The organism is Cohaesibacter marisflavi (assembly GCF_963665895.2).
GTDB classification, from domain to species: domain Bacteria; phylum Pseudomonadota; class Alphaproteobacteria; order Rhizobiales; family Cohaesibacteraceae; genus Cohaesibacter; species Cohaesibacter marisflavi.
Genome location: NZ_OY762534.1, coordinates 2538990 through 2556454, shown reverse-complemented (window position 1 = coordinate 2556454; position 17465 = coordinate 2538990). Strand labels below are relative to the sequence as shown.

Here is a 17465-nt window from a genome sequence, read left to right as displayed (position 1 = left end):
AGAGCCCATGCCCGCTTCTGTTATTCTCCCTCTCGTTCTGCTTGTTGTTATTCTGGGGTCTGGCGTCTGGATTGGCCTTGGTCTTGCCGGAATCGGCCTGATTAGCCTTGAGGTCTTCCGCAATGTGCCCGTTGACAAGCTCTTTTCTCAATCCATCTGGAACGGCCTGTCCTCGGCTGAATTGCTGGCCCTGCCTCTCTTCATTCTGATGGCCGAGCTAATCTATCGCTCCAAGTTTATCGATGGCGTTTTTGGTGCTCTCGAACCCTGGTTGCGCAATCTGCCCGGTGGCCTGTTGCATACCAACATTATCGGCTGTGCCCTGTTTGCGCTGATTTCGGGCTCCTCTGCTGCCACTACCAGCTCCATCGGCCGGATCACCGTCGGCGAATTGCGCCAGCGTGGTTATGATGAACGCATGACTATCGGCACACTGGCCGGAGCCGGTACGCTCGGATTTCTCATTCCGCCGTCCATCGTCATGATTATTTATGGCGTGCTGTCGCGCACATCGGTGCTCAAGCTGTTTGCTGCAGGCATCATTCCCGGCATCTTTCTCTGTGTTGCGTTCATGGGCTATGTTGCAATCGTCACCAAGTTGAATCCGGGCATGGTTGGCAAGGCTGAGCCAATGAGCAAGCCGGACTTGTGGCGTGCGCGTTTCAAGCAGCTTCCGCTGTTGTTGCCCTTTCTTTTGCTGATCGCGGCTGTTCTTGGCTCCATGTATGGCGGCCTTGCCAGCCCGACAGAAGCGGCAGCTTTTGCTGTGGTAGCAACCGTCGTTATCATGGCATTTGAGCGCTCCCTGACCATTGCCAACCTCAAGGATGCAGCAATTGGCACCTCTCGCACGGTCTCCATGTTGGGGTTGATCGTCGCAGCGGCTTCCTTCCTCTCTGTAGCTATGGGCTTTCTGGCGATTCCCACCACGATTTCACGTATCGTGACACAGATGGATCTTGCTCCATTTGCCTTGATCCTGCTGCTGATCGTCATCTACATGATCCTTGGAACCTTCCTTGAAGGGATGTCCATGATCGTCATGACCATTCCAATCGTGCTGCCTCTGGTGCAGTCAGCAGGCTATGACAAGATCTGGTTTGGTATTTTCCTTGTGATCATGGTGGAACTGGCCCAGATCTCTCCACCTGTAGGCATGAACCTGTTCGTGTTGCAAGGCATCACCAAAAAGCCACTTGGTGAAGTGGTGAAAGCGGCATTGCCATTCTTCCTGATCATGATGGCTTTTGTTTTGCTGCTGGCCCTATTCCCGCAAATTATCAGCTTCCTGCCCAATCTGGTGATGGCCTGAAGAAGGCGCTGAACAATCCAAAATGGGTAAGCAATGCAAAAAGGGTGGGCCGATTGTCGGCTCACCCTTTTGTTTTGAATAAATGGCTATAGGCAGCTCAGATCGTTGCGCCATAGATCGGCGAGACAGTGAAATCGCAATGGGCCTGTGCCAACTCCACAACTCGCAGTTTGAATTGCGACAGACGGTCATGCCGATAGAGCAGGGCATAGCGTACATGTGGCATCTGCGATTGCATGACCAAGCGCCTCAGACTTCCAGCCTGAATGAGAGAGCGCACAGCAGCGATCGGTAGATAACTCACCCCCAGACCGGACATCGTGAAGCCGATTTGTGCCAACAGGCTTTCGCAGTTGATGGTCTTGGAGGGTGTGATACCCTGACTTGAGAGCCACCTGCCATAAACAAGCCCGGTTCCGGATTTGTTGCCCTGGACGAGCATCGTGAAATTGGCCAGATCCGACAAAGAGAGAGGGGTGTCGGAGTCATCCAGATCGGGAGAGCACATCCATGCATTTTCAACCAGCCCCAGAGGCTCTGAAACGCATCGGGAATCGTTGAAGACATCGGGAATGACGATCATGTCGATCGTGTCTTCCATAAGTCTGTCAAACAGAGCTGAACTGGATTCGACAACAGGCTCGATGTTGATGCCGGAATAGTCTGCCTTGATGCTCTTGACCAGATTGGGCAACCAGGTCATTGCCGTCAATTCGGTTACGCCAAGACGAAATTGGCGGATGAGAACATCCTGCGAGCTGATCCGTTCTATGAACGTGTCTCGCCCTTCCAGCAACCCTCTGGCATAATCCAGCGCTTCGGCCCCCTTTTCGGTGAGGCGTGCAGACCGCTTGCTCCGGTCAAAAATCGCCACATTGAAAAGCAGCTCGAAATCCTGAACCCGTTTCGAGACAGCAGACTGCGTGGTGTTCAACTTGTCCGCCGCAGCGGCAAAGCTTCCAAGTTCAGCGATCCAATAGATTGCTTCCAGCTGCTTGAAGGTAATCAAGGCGTGCGATGTCCTATCGTGTCGACTGCTTGGGGGGGGGCGATCTGCAAGCAGTGTCATTGTGTCTAAAATTTCTCGACATGATAGCACGAGTTAATAATGAGAATAAGTGATTAAATATGATGGTATTGTATCAATAATTGGAATGGTATGCTGGTTTAATAAAGGGATCGCCTCTCGGCGCATCTGCAGCAAAGAGCGTGGCCATTCAGACTGCGTCTCCTATCGAATTGCTCGCAGAGATGATTGACGCCTTGAGACAATGTGCGTCGTCTCTTGGAGTTTTATCCCGGCTCTCGATCCTCTGGGCATGTGCGGACATGAAAAATCAAGCCCAACAGACCACCCAGAAAAAGCGCCACCGCATGCCCGGGCTTAGGGTAACCCGCAGTCATGAAATCAAGCGCCAATCCGGGAACCAACGAAAAGGCGACCAAAACAGCCCCGCGCATCCGATTGACATTGCGCTGAAAGATCAAAACGAGAGCAACAGCAGCCAACGCAAAGACGGCTTGAGAGGCTCCGGTTCCAGCGTCCCAGGGCGCCTTTATCCCAATCGGGCTGACATATGTGGCCAGTCCTCCTGCAAATAGCCAAATAGCGAGTGTCCGCAGTGAGCCTAACTTGCTCTCAACCAGACTGCCAACAAGCAAAAGACAAACCGCATTATAGAGCATATGGCCTTGTTTAACATGAATGAGCTGGGCAGTAATCAATCGCCATAGTTCAAGATTTGCAATATCTGCAAAAGTTGTCGCGCCATAGCCCCTGAGTGCAGAAACCCTGACCGTGCTAAACAGGCTTCCAGTTGCGTCATAGGCAACCCAGACTGAAGCTGCGATGGTCGCCAAGGATAGCACCATGGATGCAGGTTTGATGGAAAGCTTAAGGATTTGGCGCATTTGAATATCCGGAATGTCTTCAGAGAACCTAGAATGTATATGTGATTTTGTTTATTTTGGGGTATGAAGCGCAAATCGCGCTCAGAGCGCGTCGCATCGGTGTTGCTCAAGACAGAAAAAGGATAATAAAGGCACTCCGAACCGGATTAGATGGTTCGCAGTGCCTTGAGAGCAACTTGCTCGGCTCTCTTGCGGGCCGTCACATCCGGGCTTCTTATGGCTTTGTAAAGCACGATGGCATGTTCGGTGGCGGACAGTAGCGGCACTTTTTCCGGTTGGGCTACCGTCTCACGGAGCCGGTCTGCAAAATCAGGCAGCAGAAGCTCGATTTTTCTGACACCTCTGGCTTCAAAACCGGCCTGCTGCAACGCCAGTGGTCCCAAAACCTGCCCTCTCAGAAAGCCTAGAAAATCCGTTGCCTCGAAATATTCGCCGCGGCCTATTTTGCCAGCGCAGTAATGAATCCATGTCCAGAATCGGTCTTCGACCCATTGTTCATCAAGCCGTGGATAGGCGCCAACGCCCTTTTTGAGCGCGTCGGAAAGCTGGTTGTCTCTTTCCCATAGGACCGTTGGTTCGTCCACACGATTGCTGGCATCTGCAACTTTGACGAATTTGAAATCCACATGCAGGCCGTCCGGCCCAAAAAGCGCGATGACCAGCCTTGGCTCGCCCACATGCTCCCCTGTGAAAGCGGAGAGGAGATCCCCTAGACGGGCGACAATCTCCAGCCGTTCATTCTCAACGGCGGTATAGCAATCAGGAGCGATGGCAACCACAAAATCGAGATCGCTGTATGCATCAAGGGCATCTTCGCTGTAGGAGCCGGAGCAGGCCAGGCCAACGATGCGTGCATCAGCGCTGAGCGTTTCTATCGCCTGCCGGATAAAGGCGCGGTGTGTTGGGGTTGCTGTACTGGGAAAGTCCATCGTGAAATCCTGTTGCTAGGCTGTCGATTTCTGAGGGCAAATTCGGTTAGGCGGTCGAGGTGCGCTGGGGCATGGTAGCGCACGCGTCTATTCGCTTTTCGGGCTCTTGGTGGAGTCTCGCACCACCAGTTCCGTTGGCAGCGTGATCTGGTTGAACGGGACATCCAGACCGGCGATCATGGCCATCAGCATGTTGACCGCCGAACGACCCATTTGTTGCAGTGGCTGGTGCACGGTTGTCAGGGCCGGATGCATCTGTTCGGAAAGGGTAATATCGTCAAAGCCGACAAGGGAAATGTCCTCAGGCACTGAGAGACCGGCTTCGCGAATGGCAGACATGGCTCCTAGGGCGCTGACGTCGTTGGACGCGAAAATCGCAGTAGGCCGCTCTTTGAGCGCCAGCAGCTGTTTGGCTGCGTCATAGCCCCCCAGCTGCATATAGTCCCCCTCACAGATCAGGGAGGGGTCGGTATCCAGATTATACTGGGCGACCATATCCTGATAGGCTTTTAATCGACTGCGTGCTGAAAGCAGTTTGAGATTGCCGGTGATAAAGCCGATGCGCTTGTGACCCAACTCGATCAAATGGGTCATCGCCTGCCGGCCACCCTGATAGCCATCGGTAATCACGGCAGGGAAGGTGGGTTCGTCAAAAACGGTTTCCACCGTAACCACCGGTAAGGAGGCTTCGCGCAGCTTTTCCAGATAATCGGCTTCATAGGGCAACAGAACAATGATGCCGTCTGCGACCTGTTGCAACAGGTTGACCACGCTGGAAGGCGGCTGGGTGTCATTGTCCGGCAGGGAATAGACAAGCATCTCATAGCCCGCCCCGCGAATGGTGGTGCCTATACCCATAACCATCTCGCCGGTGAAAGAGGTGTGCAGCTGTGCCACGACGCCGATGATATGTGTGCGACCGTTGGAAAGCTTCTGCGCCAGAGGGTTGGCCACATAGCCCATTTCACTGGCAATGCGCTGGATATCTTCGCGCGTCTTGTCAGAAACACCCGGCTTGTCATTGAGCGCACGGGACGCCGTCATGCGTGAAACGCCTGCAACTTTTGCAACATCGGCGAGGGTGGGTTTTGGCATCTTCACTTGTAACCGTCTAGTTCAGCCCGAATTGGCAAATTGATCAAGAGACAACGCTATCGTGTAACGCAACAGCCTTCTCCGATAGGCGACTTTATACTTACACCGCTTGCTTCTCAGAAGCCTGCAGACAGATCACTCTTCGACTTTTGTATAGTTTTTTGTGGTTGTAGTCTCTATTTTCAGGCTACAACGGCAGAAAACAGCCTTTTTGTCGCAGGGTTTGACCTTCATACAGGCTTTTGCACTCTTTTCAAGTTTATTGACACGCAATAACGTTACCGGTAACGTAACATCTGTAAGATTGAAGGATCAAGCCTCGGGTCTGATCAACTCTTGAAATATGGGAGGAAAGGATGCAGCTAAAACTTTCAGGGCGCATCGCCGGTCTTCTGTGCGGTGTTGCCATGGCAGGCCTTCTGCCAATGAGCGCATCGGCTGACGACACAAAAATCATCACATCATGGGATTTGCAAACACAGGAACGTACGGTTGCCACGATCCGCGACGCAGCAGACCGTTTCGAAGCTGCCAATCCCGGCTTCAACATCGAAGATGTGCACATCGCAAACGATGCCTATAAAACCAAATTGAAAATTGCGTTCGGTGCAAACGAAGCCCCTTGTGTCTTCACCAGCTGGGGTGGAGGTCCTCTGCGTGAATATATCAAGGCAGGCAACGTAACCGATCTGACGCCCTATCTGCAAAAGAACAAGGAATTCGCCGACCGGTTCCTGCCAGCCAGTTTCTCGCCAGCCAAATATGATGGCGATGTCTATGGCTTGCCCGTGATGGGCACCTCTGTAGCAGTGATCATCTACAACAAGGCCATCTTCGAGAAATTCGACATCAAGCCGCCAAAGACCTGGGCGGAGCTGATGGATGTGGTCGAAACCCTTAACGAGCACAAGATCGCGCCGTTTGCGTTGGCCAACAAGGCCAAGTGGCCCGGCTCCATGTTCTTCGTCTATCTGGCCGATCGCATCGGTGGTCCGGACGTGTTCCAGAAAGCAGCAGACCGGGAGCCGGGTGGCTCCTTTGAAGATCCGACCTTCATCAAGGCCGGCAAGTTGCTTCAGGATCTGGTCAAGGCTGGCGGCTTTGCCCGTGGCTATAACGGGCTCGATTATGACATTGGCGGCTCGCGTCGTCTGCTTTATTCCGGCCGTGCAGCCATGGAACTGATGGGCAGCTGGGAATTCGGCTCTATCGAGAATGAAAATCCCGACTTTGCCAAGAATGTCGGTTTCTTCACCTTCCCGGCAGTGGAAGGGGGCAAAGGCGATCCGAACAATGCCATAGGCACCATGGGAGACAATTATATCTCCATCAACTCCGCTTGCCCCTATCAGGATAAAGCCTTTGAACTGCTGATGTATTCGACCGATGATACGGCTGCCAAACTGAAGATGGAAGACAACAAGATCTTGCCCATCAAGGACGCCGAGGTCGAAGATCCCTACCTCGCCGAGGTTATGGATGCCGTTGCCAAGGCTCCGAGCATCCAGCTCTGGTATGATCAGGAACTGGCACCATCGCTGGCTGAAATCCACAAGGATACCACACAGCAACTGCTGGGGCTCTCCATCACTCCGGAAGAAGCGGCCGCCAAGATGGAAGCCGCTGCCAAGGAACTCGCTGGCAAATAATCTCTCTTGAGAGACAATCCGTCGACATTGTGATCGATCTTTCCGGCCGCTGCCTTCCAGGGGCAACGGTCGGCTGCGGCCAAATGAAGGGATACTCCTCATGTCTGGTGGATCTCAACAATCCATGACACTTCGTTCAAGACAATCCTACCGGCGAGCGCAAAAGCTGGCCCCGTTTGTCTTCCTCGCTCCGGCAATCATCCTGTTGTCGGTCTTCCTCCTCTATCCGTTGATCTACAGTTTCCAGCTGTCGTTCCTGGATTGGAACGGGCTGGGCAATGGTGCCCGCTTCAACGGACTGGACAATTGGGAGCGGCTGCTCTCCGACGCCATATTCTGGCAATCGGCGCTGAACAACATCTATCTGGCGGTCTTCTCCGTGCTGATCCAGCTGCCCATCGCGGTGGTGCTGGCTGTGGTGCTGGATGAAGCGGCCAAGGGATCGCGGATACTCAAGATCCTCTATTTCATCCCGCTGCTCATGTCGAGCGTGGCGCTGGGAGTGCTGTTCAAGAACATCTTTGACCCCAACTTTGGGCCCATCAACGCCATTCTTGCAGAACTGGGTCTATATGACTGGACACAAGACTGGCTGGGCGATCCGGATCTGGCGTTGGGCTCGGTCATTGCCGTTGTCTGCTGGCAGAATGTGCCATTCTACATGGTGCTATTCCTCGCTGCCCTTTCCTCCTTCCCCCGGGAGATTGTGGAAGCGGCCAATCTGGATGGCGCCAGCCAGTCAACCATCTTCTGGCGATTGAAGCTGCCCCATCTGCAAGGCACGTTCCGTACGGCGGTGCTGCTCGCGGTCATCGGGTCCATGCGCTATTTCGACCTTGTCTATGTGATGACGGACGGCGGGCCTGAACATTCTTCGGAAATGATGGCGACCTACATGTACCACACCGTCTTCAACTCCTTTGAGATGGGCTATGGCAGCACCATTGCCTCGGCGATGTTCATCATCATCACCGTGATTGCCGCTATCTCCATGCGTCTATCCAAACGCTTTGAAACGGAGGTCTGAGCGATGCAAAAGAAACCGTTCAAATTCTCGAAAATCGCCTTTCCCGTGCTCGGCCTGTTCTGGCTTCTGGTCACCACGCTGCCCTTCATCTTCGTGGCTTTCACCAGCTTCAAGAGCTTGCAGGAGACCTACACCAATGCGGTCTGGATGCCGCCCGAGCATTGGAATTTTGACAATTACATCCAGTTGCTCAATGGATCCTTCTTGACCTATCTGCGCAACTCGATCTTTGTAATCTCCGTCTCTGTCATTCTCATCGTGCTTGTCAGCTCCATGGCGGCCTATGCGCTGGCGCGGCTCAAATTCCGCTTCAACAATCTGCTGTTTGGCCTCATCGTGGCAGGCATGATCGTGCCGCTGCATGTCACACTCGTGCCCATTTATCTGATGATCAAGAATATGGGCCTGTATGACACTATGTTTGCGCTCATCGGTCCCTATGTGGCCTGCAGTCTGCCGATTTCGGTGTTCATTCTCACCGAGTTCATGCGGCAGGTGCCCAAAGAGCTCGAGGAAGCCGCCTTTCTGGATGGCTGTGGCCCGTTCAAGATTTTCTTCAAGATCTTCTTCCCGCTGTCGGGGCCGGGCATCTCCACTGTGGCCATTTATAACGGCATCATGCTGTGGAACGAGTTTGTCTTTGCCTATGTGCTGACCAGCTCGCCCGGCACACGCACCCTGCCGCTCGCCGTTTGGGATTTTCAGGGGCAATATGCCGCCGATATCCCGGCGATCCTTGCCGTGGTCACCCTCAGCACCCTGCCATTGATCATCGTCTATGCCATCGGTCAGGAAAAGATCGTCAACGGCATGATGGCCGGATCTTTGAAGGGATAGGCCATGGCAGAGCATCGACCCAACCAATTGAACCAAGCCTTTTTCCCTCGCCGCTTGACGCATCCCCTTGATGGGCAGGCGCCGCGGCGTACCAAAGACATCTCTGCAAAGAGGATCCATCAGTCATGACAAGCATTTCCCTAGACAATGCAGCCAAACGATTTGGCCGGGTGACCGTGCTGAATGACATCAATCTGGACATCGAGGATGGCAAATTCTGCGTCTTCCTTGGCCCTTCCGGCTGTGGCAAATCCACCCTTTTGCGCATGATCGCCGGCATTGAGACGCTCTCCGATGGCGAGCTGAAGATCGGTGGCCAGCGCATGAACGAGGCCTTGCCTGCGGAACGCCGTGTGGCGATGGTGTTCCAGAATTATGCGCTCTACCCCCATATGAGCGTGTTCGAGAATATGGCTTTCGGCCTCAAGCAGGCCAAGACGCCAAAGGATGAAATCACCAATCGGGTCAATGAGGCAGCTCACATCCTGCAAATTGAAAATCTGCTTGAGCGCAAGCCCAAGGAACTGTCCGGGGGTCAGCGCCAGCGCGTGGCCATTGGTCGGGCCATCGTGCGTCAGCCTGCGGTATTCCTGTTCGATGAGCCTCTATCCAACCTCGATGCCGCCCTGCGAGTGCATATGCGCACCGAGATTGCCAATCTGCATCGCAAATTCCCCGAAGCGAGCATGATCTATGTGACCCACGACCAGACCGAAGCGATGGCGTTGGCCGACAAGATCGTGTTGCTGCGGGCCGGGGACGATGTGATCAAGAAGGGCTCCATTGCCCAGATCGGTTCGCCGCTCGAACTGTATCACCGGCCGCAAAATCTCTTTGTGGCAGGGTTTCTCGGCTCCCCTTCCATGAATTTTCTACCCGTTACTCTTACAGGCGCGTCCAGTGAAGGGGCAACGGTCAAGCTGGAAAGTGGCGAAGAGCTGTTTGTGCCTGTTTCCGCCAGCCATCTGGCTGCGGGTACATCCCTGACGCTTGGCATCCGCCCCGAGCATATGCTGCCCGTTGGTGAGGACGTGAGCGAGCAGGTCTTTTCCCGACCCCTCAACGCGGTCGAGAATTTTGGTGAATATAGCTTCCTTTATCTCTCGAGCAATGCCGAGCAGCCGATGATTGCCAAGGTCTCCGACGAAGCCGTGGTGAATGTGCGCGGCGCCATTCGCTTCCATGTGCGTCCAGAGCTTTGCCATCTGTTCGACGGGGAAGGCGAAGCACTGACCCATCTCAACCCCGCCCCCAAATCTCTCAGCTTCGACGCTCTTTCGCTGTGATGCGTGCTTTCAAGGACTTACCATAATGACTGACATATTCAAAGACGCAACCCAAAGCCCAGAAGCGCGTGCGGATGATCTGCTATCCCGTATGACGCTGGATGAGAAAATCGGGCAGATGCACGCCGTTTGGCTGTTTCTCAATGAGAATGGCGAACATAATGTGCGTAGTGACCAGTTCACCGGCGAAAGCGATGCCGACACCTTGCGCCAGATGCTGGGGCGAGGACTGGGGCAAATCACTCGGCCACTTGGAACTCGCAGCATAGACCCGGCAGAAGGCGTTCGGGCGCTGAACGCCTTGCAAAAATTCATGCTAGAGGAAACCCGCCTCGGCATTCCGGTGATGTCGCATGAAGAATGCCTCTCGGGGCTGATGATCAAGGGCGCGACCCTGTTCCCCTCGGCGCTGGGCTATGGCGCAACATGGAACCCGGAACTCATCGAAGAAGTTGGCAAGATGATCGGCGAGGAAGCTCGGGCCGTGGGCTGCCATCAGGGCTTGGCTCCGGTGCTGGATGTGGCCCGCGATGCCCGCTGGGGTCGCACGGAAGAAACCTTCGGCGAAGACCCTTATCTCTGCGGTCTCATGGCGACCCATTATGTGAAGGGCCTGCAGGGTGAAAAGCGCGATCTGCTGGCCACTCTGAAGCATTATGCAGGCCATTCGGCCAGCGAGGGCGGACGCAACCATGCTCCGGTGCATATGGGCTGGCGCGAACTCAACGACATGTTCCTGCTGCCATTTGAAATGGCTGTGAAACTGGCCAATGCAGGCTCGGTTATGCCCGCCTATCATGACATCGACAATGAGCCGGTGCATGCCTCCCGTCATTTGCTGACCAAGGTGCTGCGCGAGGATTGGGGCTTTGATGGCCTGATCGTGGCCGACTATGTGGGCGTTTCTCTGCTGTATCAGCATCATGGCGTCGCAAGCGATGAAGCAGAAGCAGCTGCCTTGTCCTTCAATGCCGGTTTGGACATCGAACTGCCGGGGGATGACTGCGCCAAAGATCTGGAAGATGCCGTCAAACGCGGTCTCCTCACCGAGGAGACCATCAACGAAATAGTGAAACGGGTTCTCGTTGAGAAGTTCCGCATCGGCTTGTTCGAGAAACCTTACGCAGATGACAGCGCGGTTACGCTGCAAAGCGAAAAGGCCGTGGATGTGGCTCGTGAAGTGGCCGAACAGTCGGTCGTCATTGTGTCCAATGATGGCATCCTGCCGCTCAGCGGTCAGAAGAAAATTACCGTCATCGGCCCGACGGCGGACGATCCATTGGCATTGCTGGGGGATTATAGCTTCCCGGTTCACCTCATTCATAATGACGAGGAAGAGGAAATCGGCAATGTAATCACCCCGCTTGCCGGGCTTAAGGAGCTCATCGGTGACAAGGTGGAAATCACCTATGCGCGCGGCTGCAACATCCTTGATGAACGCAAGGCCGGAGCGCCGGTCTTCCCCGGCGATGTGGACGACAGCACCAGTCTGGAACAGGCCTCAAGCCTGTCAACGCGGCTGGACATGATCCCCGATGCGGTAGCCGCCGCTGAGGAGGCTGATGTGGCCATCGTCTGCGTGGGCGACCTGTCCGGTATCTTCCAGACCGGCACCGTGGGCGAAGGCTCCGATGTCGACACCCTTAGGCTGCCCGCCGTGCAGCAAGAGCTGCTGGATGCGGTGGTTGCCACAGGCAAGCCGGTCATTGTGGTTCTGTCCTCCGGTCGCCCTTACAATCTGGGTGGTCTTGAAGACAAACTTGCAGCGCAGGTCATGACCTTCTTCTCCGGACAACAGGGAGGCACGGCTCTTGCCAATGTCCTCACCGGGGCGGTGGAGCCATCTGGACGTCTGACCCTGTCCATTCCAAAGAGTGCAGGGGCCGCGCCTTACTTCTATAATCACAATTTCAAAAGTTCGGGCACGCCGATCGCCCGCCACTTCGGCTCGGCTTACCCCTTCGGGCACGGCTTGAGCTATACCGATTTCGCATTCACGAACCTGTCTCTTGCCGAGGATCAGGTGGATTGCGAAAGCGGTGAAATCCGCCTGAGTTTCACCATCACCAATACGGGGCAACGGGCTGGCGTTGCGGTGCCTCAGCTTTATGTGCGAGATGAGCTGGCCAGTGTCGTTCGCCCCGTCAAGGAACTGAAGGCTTTCACGCGCATCGCGCTGGAAGCCGGTCAGACGGGTAAAGTAACCTTTGTGGTGCCAACCGACATGCTCTGCTTTACCGGCCCGCAAGGGCATAGGCTCGTAGAGCCGGGACAGTTTGAACTGATGGTGGGAGCCTCCAGCGGTGATATTCGCCTCAAGACAAAGGTAGCTCTCACAGGGTCGCTCCATACCCTTGCGCGTGATTGGCGCATGGTCAGCAAAGCCGAGATCAGCTAAGGCTTCACGAACCATATGCAGGCGGGTATTCCCCGCACCTTGCCTAATCTTACAAATAAACCCCTCATGGTCTTAAGGCTGTGAGGGTTTTCTGATTCTGAAGGGGCTTGGCCTTTCGCGCCGTCACAAACGGGTGCGGTTTCATAAAAAAAAAGCTCCTCTGTTGCCAGAGGAGCCCTTGTAAATTGGACTTCCCGTTCATCCGTGCTGATGACAAACAGGGAAATCACAGCCTCAACACAAAAATAGGTTATAAAATACCACTTATATACACTTTAATCCAAAGTTGTACAATTCGAACGGATGACCTAAGTAAAAGTATCAATATTTGAACATTGTTGAACAAAATCTACATAAATACTCTTTCTGGTCGCCATTCAAATGCCAAAGTTGGCACTTATAAAACTCAATTTAAGCGGGATATTTGTGTTCAAAGTAAACCATAGCGTGCCTTATTTCGAGAGGCGTGTCCTATCGATATCTGAGCGACTGGATTCCACTTATAAAATATGAAACAAATGGAAATAATTGAGCGAACAGCCCTATCTAAAATGGCTGTATTTGCCCTGCGATATTGATAGAATTTAAAAACTGGAGAGAAATGAATGGTTTATCTATATATGGGGTATGGAAGTCTCGCCGCTCTTGACACATTGTTGGGTGACAATTTTTCAGATGCCAATACGAGCACACCTCAAGTCTATAACAATTACTATTTTGAGGGAGCCTACTATCAGTATTTTGCAACCGTATCGTCTTCAGCTTATCTCGGGGAACAACTCTATTCGGCATATCTCGCGATCGGGGGAAGAGATCTTGTCTATCAGGGGAACGTTCTGGAAGATGGTACCCTGCAGTTTTTAGACTTCAGAGTTAGAGAGTTCGGGGAGGCGACAACCGAGACATTGCTGAAGATATCCGGTATCTCCGTTCGGTATTCGGATGTTTATGCAATAGCGCAAACCGCATCGACAAAAGATGACGACGCTTACGTCAAATCAGTTTTGTCTGGCCATGATATTATCGACATTGGTGAATTGCAGCAACCGGTCTCGGATCAGGAAAGCGTGAGCCGGGATTGGGGCACGACGTTTTACAGCTATGCCGGCAATGATATCATCACGACCTACAATGGCGTTGATACGCTCTATGGTGGCCTTGGAAACGATACCATCAAAGCTGGCAATAATGGTGATTTCCTTTACGGTGGCGTCGGGCTCGATCGCCTCTTGGGTCAGGCTGGAGATGACAAACTCTTTGGCGGTCTTGGCGCGGATGTGCTGAATGGTGGCGCGGGGAATGATCGTCTGTTCGGCAACCAACATGGTGACACACTGATTGGAGGTCTTGGCAATGACCTGCTCAATGGCGGCATTGGTGCCGATACCATGGCGGGCAACCGGGGCAACGACACCTATATCGTTGACAATGTGGGAGACAAGGTCAGTGAGGCGGCAGGCCAGGGTATTGATCTGGTCAAAAGCACGGTCAGCTTTTCCTTGAAAGCCCACAGCCAGAATATCGAAGCCCTGACGCTTTTGGGCAATCAGGCTATTGACGGCACGGGCAACGGCTTGGGCAATGCCATCACCGGCAACATGAAAGACAATGTGCTGAGCGGTCTGTTCGGCAATGATACGCTGACAGGACGCGGCGGCAACGACACGCTGAATGGTGGCAACGGTAATGACATTCTCAACGGCGGGTTCGGAGACGATGTCCTTAACGGTGGCAAGGGCAATGACAAGCTCTATGCGTCCAATGGCAACGACAAGCTGAACGGCCATCAAGGCGCAGACAATCTCAATGGCGGCCTCGGCAACGATACGCTGAATGGCGGGGGTGGCAACGATATCCTCAATGGTCATGGCGGTAACGACATTCTCATTGGCGCCCTCGGCTGGGACAAGCTTTTTGGTGGCGCTGGAGCGGACAGCTTCACGGGAGGTCTCGGAGCCGACACCATGTTTGCAGGCATTGACAATGCCGTTGATCGCTTCCTTTTCAACACAGTCAACGACAGTAAGGTTGGCGCGGCTCATGACAAGATTGCCCAGTTTGATAGCGGCGAAGATGTGCTTGATCTCTCCGGAATTGACGCCAACAGCGCTGCCACTGGTGATCAGGCCTTCGCCTTTTCCGGCACGACCGCTGCGGCTCATTCGATTTGGCTGGAAAATGACGGATCGGATCTGCTGGTCTTTGCCGATGTGAATGGCGATGCCGTGGCTGATTTCGAGATCCAGATGGTCAATACCTCCACGCTGGTAGAAGGCGATTTCGTGCTTTAGAGCGCGTTCGGCTATATGTGCCAATCGAGATTGAAAAAGGCAGGATATCTTTCCGATATCCTGCCTTTTCAGTTTGATACTTGTGCAAAGGATCGCTGCTTACAGCACCTCTTGCAGGAAGTGCTTGAGGCGTTCGTTCTTCGGATTGTCGAAGATCTGCTGCGGGGCACCGGCCTCGATGATGCGGCCTTCATCCATGAAGACCACCTGATCTGCAACCTTGCGGGCAAAGCCCATTTCGTGGGTGACCACAACCATGGTCATGCCACGCTTGCCGAGATCAGTCATCAGTTCAAGAACACCCTTGACCAACTCGGGGTCGAGCGCGCTGGTGACTTCGTCAAACAGGATGACTTCCGGTTCCATGGCCAATGTACGGGCAATGGCCACACGCTGCTGCTGCCCACCAGACAAGTTGGCCGGACGGTGGTTCATGCGCGAAGCAAGGCCTACGTCTGTGAGACGTTCCTCAGCCAGTTTGCGGGCTTCGGCCGTCGACATTTTCTTGACCTTGTTAAGAGCAAGGCTGACATTCTGCAAGGCAGTATGGTCCGGGAACAGGTTGAACTGCTGGAACACCATGCCAATGCGGCGTCTGAGGGTTTCCGGTTGCATGGTCAGCACGTCGCTGCCATCCAGTGTGACCGCTCCCGCCTTTGGCTCAACCAATCGGTTGAGGCCGCGCAAGAGGGTGGACTTACCCGAGCCCGATGGTCCGATCACGCAAGTAACCGACCCGGCGGGTACTTCCAGCGTCACATCCTTCAATACTTCAACCTCACCATAAGCCATCGTCAGGTGGTCGATCTTCAGGCTGCCGCCTTTGAAGGTCGGTCGCGCGTCTGCATTCTTGACGGCGGCCTGCTCGGTGACCTCTTCAAGCCCGGAAACCGGGGCCTGTTTGACGATGCGTCCCGTGCGCAAGCGGTCATCGATATAGTTGACCAGATGGGTCAGGGGAACCGTGATGATCAGATAGAAGATACCGGCCAGCAACAGAGGCGAGAGGTTGCCGGTAACCACGGCCTGATCCTGCCCAACGCGAAACAGATCGCGCTGATAGGTGAGCAGACCAAGGAAATAGACAAGGCTCGAATCCTTGACGTTGCCGATAAACTGGTTGACCAGCGCAGGCAGAATGCGTCGGATACCCTGCGGCACAACGATCAGGCGCATGCCTTGTCCATAGCTCATGGAAAGAGCGCGGCAGGCTTCCATCTGTCCCTTGTCAACGCTCTGGATACCGGAGCGGAAAATCTCGCCAATATAGGCGCCGGCAATCAGGCTGAGGGCGGCAATGCCCAGAGGGAAAGGGGAGGGGCCGAAAAGCTCGCGACCGATACGGGCAAAGCCCTGACCGATCAGCAGGATGGTGACAGTTGCGGGGAGACCGCGGAAGATATCAGTATAGATGCGCGCTGGCAGTTTCAGCCAGGGCGAGCGGGAAATGCCCATGACAGCCAGCACGATGCCGATCAAGACACCGAAAAAGGTTGAAAATGCAGCGAGGATAAGTGTGTTCTTGAGCCCGATGTAAAACATGCTGGGCAGAACGGAGGCCATAGCATCAAAATCCAGAAAACTACGCCGTAAGGTTTCTAACCATTCCATTTATAAAGTTGTCCCGTTAATTACCGTTGGCGAGAAAGCCCCAAAATACGAAAAAGGTGCCGCACTAAATCAGGGAGAGGAGGCTATTCCAGGCTGGACCACGTCTTGAATATGAGAGGTGTTTTCTGCCGGTTTCGAGGGCGGGCTGCGCCGCCCCCGATCTTTGCGGTAAGCTGGTTTTGCTCAATGTGCGAACATTACTCTTTTGGCAGATACTGTTCAGGCATTGGGCTGCCCGGGAACCATTTGGTGTGCAGCTCTTTCCAGGTGCCATCCTGCATGGCTTCGTGGATTTTCTCGTTCAGTGCTTCAAGCAGTTTCGGGTTGTCTTTGCGGACAACAAACCCGGCAGGCGCATCGAAGGAAGCAAAATTCTGCTGAACCTTCAGGTCCGGGAAGTTCTGGCCGAACTGTTTGGCTGCTTCGAAATCAAGGAAGTGCGCATCAATCATGCCATTGTTCATGGCAGCAACGGCGCTGTTGTTGTCCGGGAAACGGACCAGCTGCGCATCAGGGAAGTGCTTTTGGGCATAGTCGTCCTGCAGTGTACCCTGTACGATACCAAGGCGCTTGTCTTTGAGGCTCTCAATGGTGGTGAGCGAGGAATCTGCGCTCAGAACCGAGAGGAAGCCTGCCAGATAGCCATCGGTGAAGTTGGCAACTTCCTTGCGTTTTGCGGTGGTGCCGATGGCGCCGACAGCTACATCGAAGCGGCCGTTGGCAACAGACGGAATAAGGGCGGCGAAGTCCTGACCGACAAAGGTGACCTTGTCTTTTTCAATGCCAAGGCGGCCAGCGATATTCTGGAAAAATTCCACGTCAAAACCGGAGAAGGTACCTTCTGCGGTGACAAAGGCATATGGCTTGGCGTCGGACATGGTGCCAACCATGATGGAATTCGGGTCGAGCAGATCATAGGGATTGTCATCTGCAGCATTGGCGGGGACTGCAATAAAGGATACAAAGAGTCCTGACATTAGCGCCATGCAGGAACGGCGGGTGAGGGTGCCGAGTGTTGTGGTGAGCTTCATGCTGTTCTCCATCGGATCTTCGCCGGTGTCCAAATAATCGAACGAATTTTCCGGCAAAGTCGAATTTTGTTTCGAGTTTGGCGTTTAT

Annotated in this window: 13 protein-coding genes; 7 read left to right on the top strand and 6 right to left on the bottom strand. The window is 54.1% G+C overall.

Annotated elements, in window-relative coordinates; genetic code table 11:
* Positions 1 to 7: 7 nt before the first annotated feature.
* On the top strand, positions 8 to 1312 hold the full coding sequence (locus ACKPCT_RS12645; RefSeq protein ID WP_090071180.1) for a TRAP transporter large permease: 1305 nt from the start codon (positions 8 to 10) through the stop codon (positions 1310 to 1312).
* A 97-nt stretch (positions 1313 to 1409) separates the two neighbouring features.
* Here ACKPCT_RS12645 and ACKPCT_RS12640 read toward each other — a convergent pair whose 3' ends face one another.
* The 4 genes from ACKPCT_RS12640 to ACKPCT_RS12625 form a co-directional block, all read right to left on the bottom strand.
* On the bottom strand, positions 1410 to 2321 hold the full coding sequence (locus tag ACKPCT_RS12640; protein ID WP_090071178.1) for a LysR family transcriptional regulator: 912 nt from the start codon (positions 2319 to 2321) through the stop codon (positions 1410 to 1412).
* A gap of 284 nt (positions 2322 to 2605) precedes the next feature.
* Positions 2606 to 3223, bottom strand: a complete 618-nt coding sequence (locus tag ACKPCT_RS12635; RefSeq protein WP_319567054.1) for a rhomboid family intramembrane serine protease — start codon at positions 3221 to 3223, stop codon at positions 2606 to 2608.
* A gap of 146 nt (positions 3224 to 3369) precedes the next feature.
* The gene (locus ACKPCT_RS12630; RefSeq protein WP_090071174.1) at positions 3370 to 4152 is read right to left on the bottom strand and encodes an oxalate:formate antiporter; all 783 of its coding nucleotides are present in this window, start codon (positions 4150 to 4152) and stop codon (positions 3370 to 3372) included.
* An 87-nt stretch (positions 4153 to 4239) separates the two neighbouring features.
* A complete protein-coding gene (locus ACKPCT_RS12625; protein ID WP_090071172.1) occupies positions 4240 to 5247 on the bottom strand; it encodes a LacI family DNA-binding transcriptional regulator in 1008 nt (335 codons plus the stop codon).
* A 356-nt stretch (positions 5248 to 5603) separates the two neighbouring features.
* Between ACKPCT_RS12625 and ACKPCT_RS12620 the strand changes: the two genes are divergently transcribed.
* From ACKPCT_RS12620 to ACKPCT_RS12595, 6 genes are all read left to right on the top strand, one after another.
* A complete protein-coding gene (locus tag ACKPCT_RS12620) occupies positions 5604 to 6896 on the top strand; it encodes an extracellular solute-binding protein (protein WP_319567053.1) in 1293 nt (430 codons plus the stop codon).
* 100 nt (positions 6897 to 6996) lie between these two features.
* Positions 6997 to 7923, top strand: coding sequence for a carbohydrate ABC transporter permease (locus ACKPCT_RS12615; RefSeq protein ID WP_210186700.1), 927 nt, complete (start codon positions 6997 to 6999; stop codon positions 7921 to 7923).
* A gap of 3 nt (positions 7924 to 7926) precedes the next feature.
* Positions 7927 to 8760 carry a carbohydrate ABC transporter permease gene (locus ACKPCT_RS12610; RefSeq protein WP_090071170.1) on the top strand — a complete coding sequence of 278 codons (834 nt, stop codon included), beginning with the start codon at positions 7927 to 7929 and terminating at the stop codon, positions 8758 to 8760.
* Between the two features lie 125 nt (positions 8761 to 8885).
* The gene (locus tag ACKPCT_RS12605) at positions 8886 to 10046 is read left to right on the top strand and encodes an ABC transporter ATP-binding protein (RefSeq protein ID WP_090071168.1); all 1161 of its coding nucleotides are present in this window, start codon (positions 8886 to 8888) and stop codon (positions 10044 to 10046) included.
* Positions 10047 to 10071: 25 nt separating this feature from the next.
* Positions 10072 to 12444 (top strand): glycoside hydrolase family 3 N-terminal domain-containing protein, encoded by a 2373-nt coding sequence (locus ACKPCT_RS12600; RefSeq protein ID WP_319567052.1) that lies wholly within the window; start codon positions 10072 to 10074, stop codon positions 12442 to 12444.
* 605 nt (positions 12445 to 13049) lie between these two features.
* Complete coding sequence (locus tag ACKPCT_RS12595; protein ID WP_319569374.1) at positions 13050 to 14735, top strand: calcium-binding protein; 1686 nt, start codon at positions 13050 to 13052, stop codon at positions 14733 to 14735.
* A 99-nt stretch (positions 14736 to 14834) separates the two neighbouring features.
* On the opposite strand, the gene ACKPCT_RS12590 is transcribed toward ACKPCT_RS12595, so the two are convergent.
* Both ACKPCT_RS12590 and ACKPCT_RS12585 read right to left on the bottom strand, forming a co-directional pair.
* On the bottom strand, positions 14835 to 16346 hold the full coding sequence (locus ACKPCT_RS12590; protein WP_090071162.1) for an amino acid ABC transporter permease/ATP-binding protein: 1512 nt from the start codon (positions 16344 to 16346) through the stop codon (positions 14835 to 14837).
* 197 nt (positions 16347 to 16543) lie between these two features.
* Positions 16544 to 17332, bottom strand: coding sequence for an ABC transporter substrate-binding protein (locus tag ACKPCT_RS12585; protein ID WP_407062709.1), 789 nt, complete (start codon positions 17330 to 17332; stop codon positions 16544 to 16546).
* Between the last annotated feature and the right edge of the window lie 133 nt (positions 17333 to 17465).

What these genes read in the sequence shown, in the direction of transcription:
- ACKPCT_RS12585 (WP_407062709.1), bottom strand. Translation starts at nt 17,332, where the DNA reads ATGGCGCTAATGTCAGGACTCTTTGTATCCTTTATTGCAGTCCCCGCC.
- ACKPCT_RS12630 (WP_090071174.1), bottom strand. Translation starts at nt 4,152, where the DNA reads ATGGACTTTCCCAGTACAGCAACCCCAACACACCGCGCCTTTATCCGG.
- ACKPCT_RS12605 (WP_090071168.1), top strand. Translation starts at nt 8,886, where the DNA reads ATGACAAGCATTTCCCTAGACAATGCAGCCAAACGATTTGGCCGGGTG.
- ACKPCT_RS12645 (WP_090071180.1), top strand. Translation starts at nt 8, where the DNA reads ATGCCCGCTTCTGTTATTCTCCCTCTCGTTCTGCTTGTTGTTATTCTG.
- ACKPCT_RS12615 (WP_210186700.1), top strand. Translation starts at nt 6,997, where the DNA reads ATGTCTGGTGGATCTCAACAATCCATGACACTTCGTTCAAGACAATCC.
- ACKPCT_RS12635 (WP_319567054.1), bottom strand. Translation starts at nt 3,223, where the DNA reads ATGCGCCAAATCCTTAAGCTTTCCATCAAACCTGCATCCATGGTGCTA.
- ACKPCT_RS12600 (WP_319567052.1), top strand. Translation starts at nt 10,072, where the DNA reads ATGACTGACATATTCAAAGACGCAACCCAAAGCCCAGAAGCGCGTGCG.
- ACKPCT_RS12595 (WP_319569374.1), top strand. Translation starts at nt 13,050, where the DNA reads ATGGTTTATCTATATATGGGGTATGGAAGTCTCGCCGCTCTTGACACA.
- ACKPCT_RS12610 (WP_090071170.1), top strand. Translation starts at nt 7,927, where the DNA reads ATGCAAAAGAAACCGTTCAAATTCTCGAAAATCGCCTTTCCCGTGCTC.
- ACKPCT_RS12590 (WP_090071162.1), bottom strand. Translation starts at nt 16,346, where the DNA reads ATGGAATGGTTAGAAACCTTACGGCGTAGTTTTCTGGATTTTGATGCT.
- ACKPCT_RS12625 (WP_090071172.1), bottom strand. Translation starts at nt 5,247, where the DNA reads ATGCCAAAACCCACCCTCGCCGATGTTGCAAAAGTTGCAGGCGTTTCA.
- ACKPCT_RS12620 (WP_319567053.1), top strand. Translation starts at nt 5,604, where the DNA reads ATGCAGCTAAAACTTTCAGGGCGCATCGCCGGTCTTCTGTGCGGTGTT.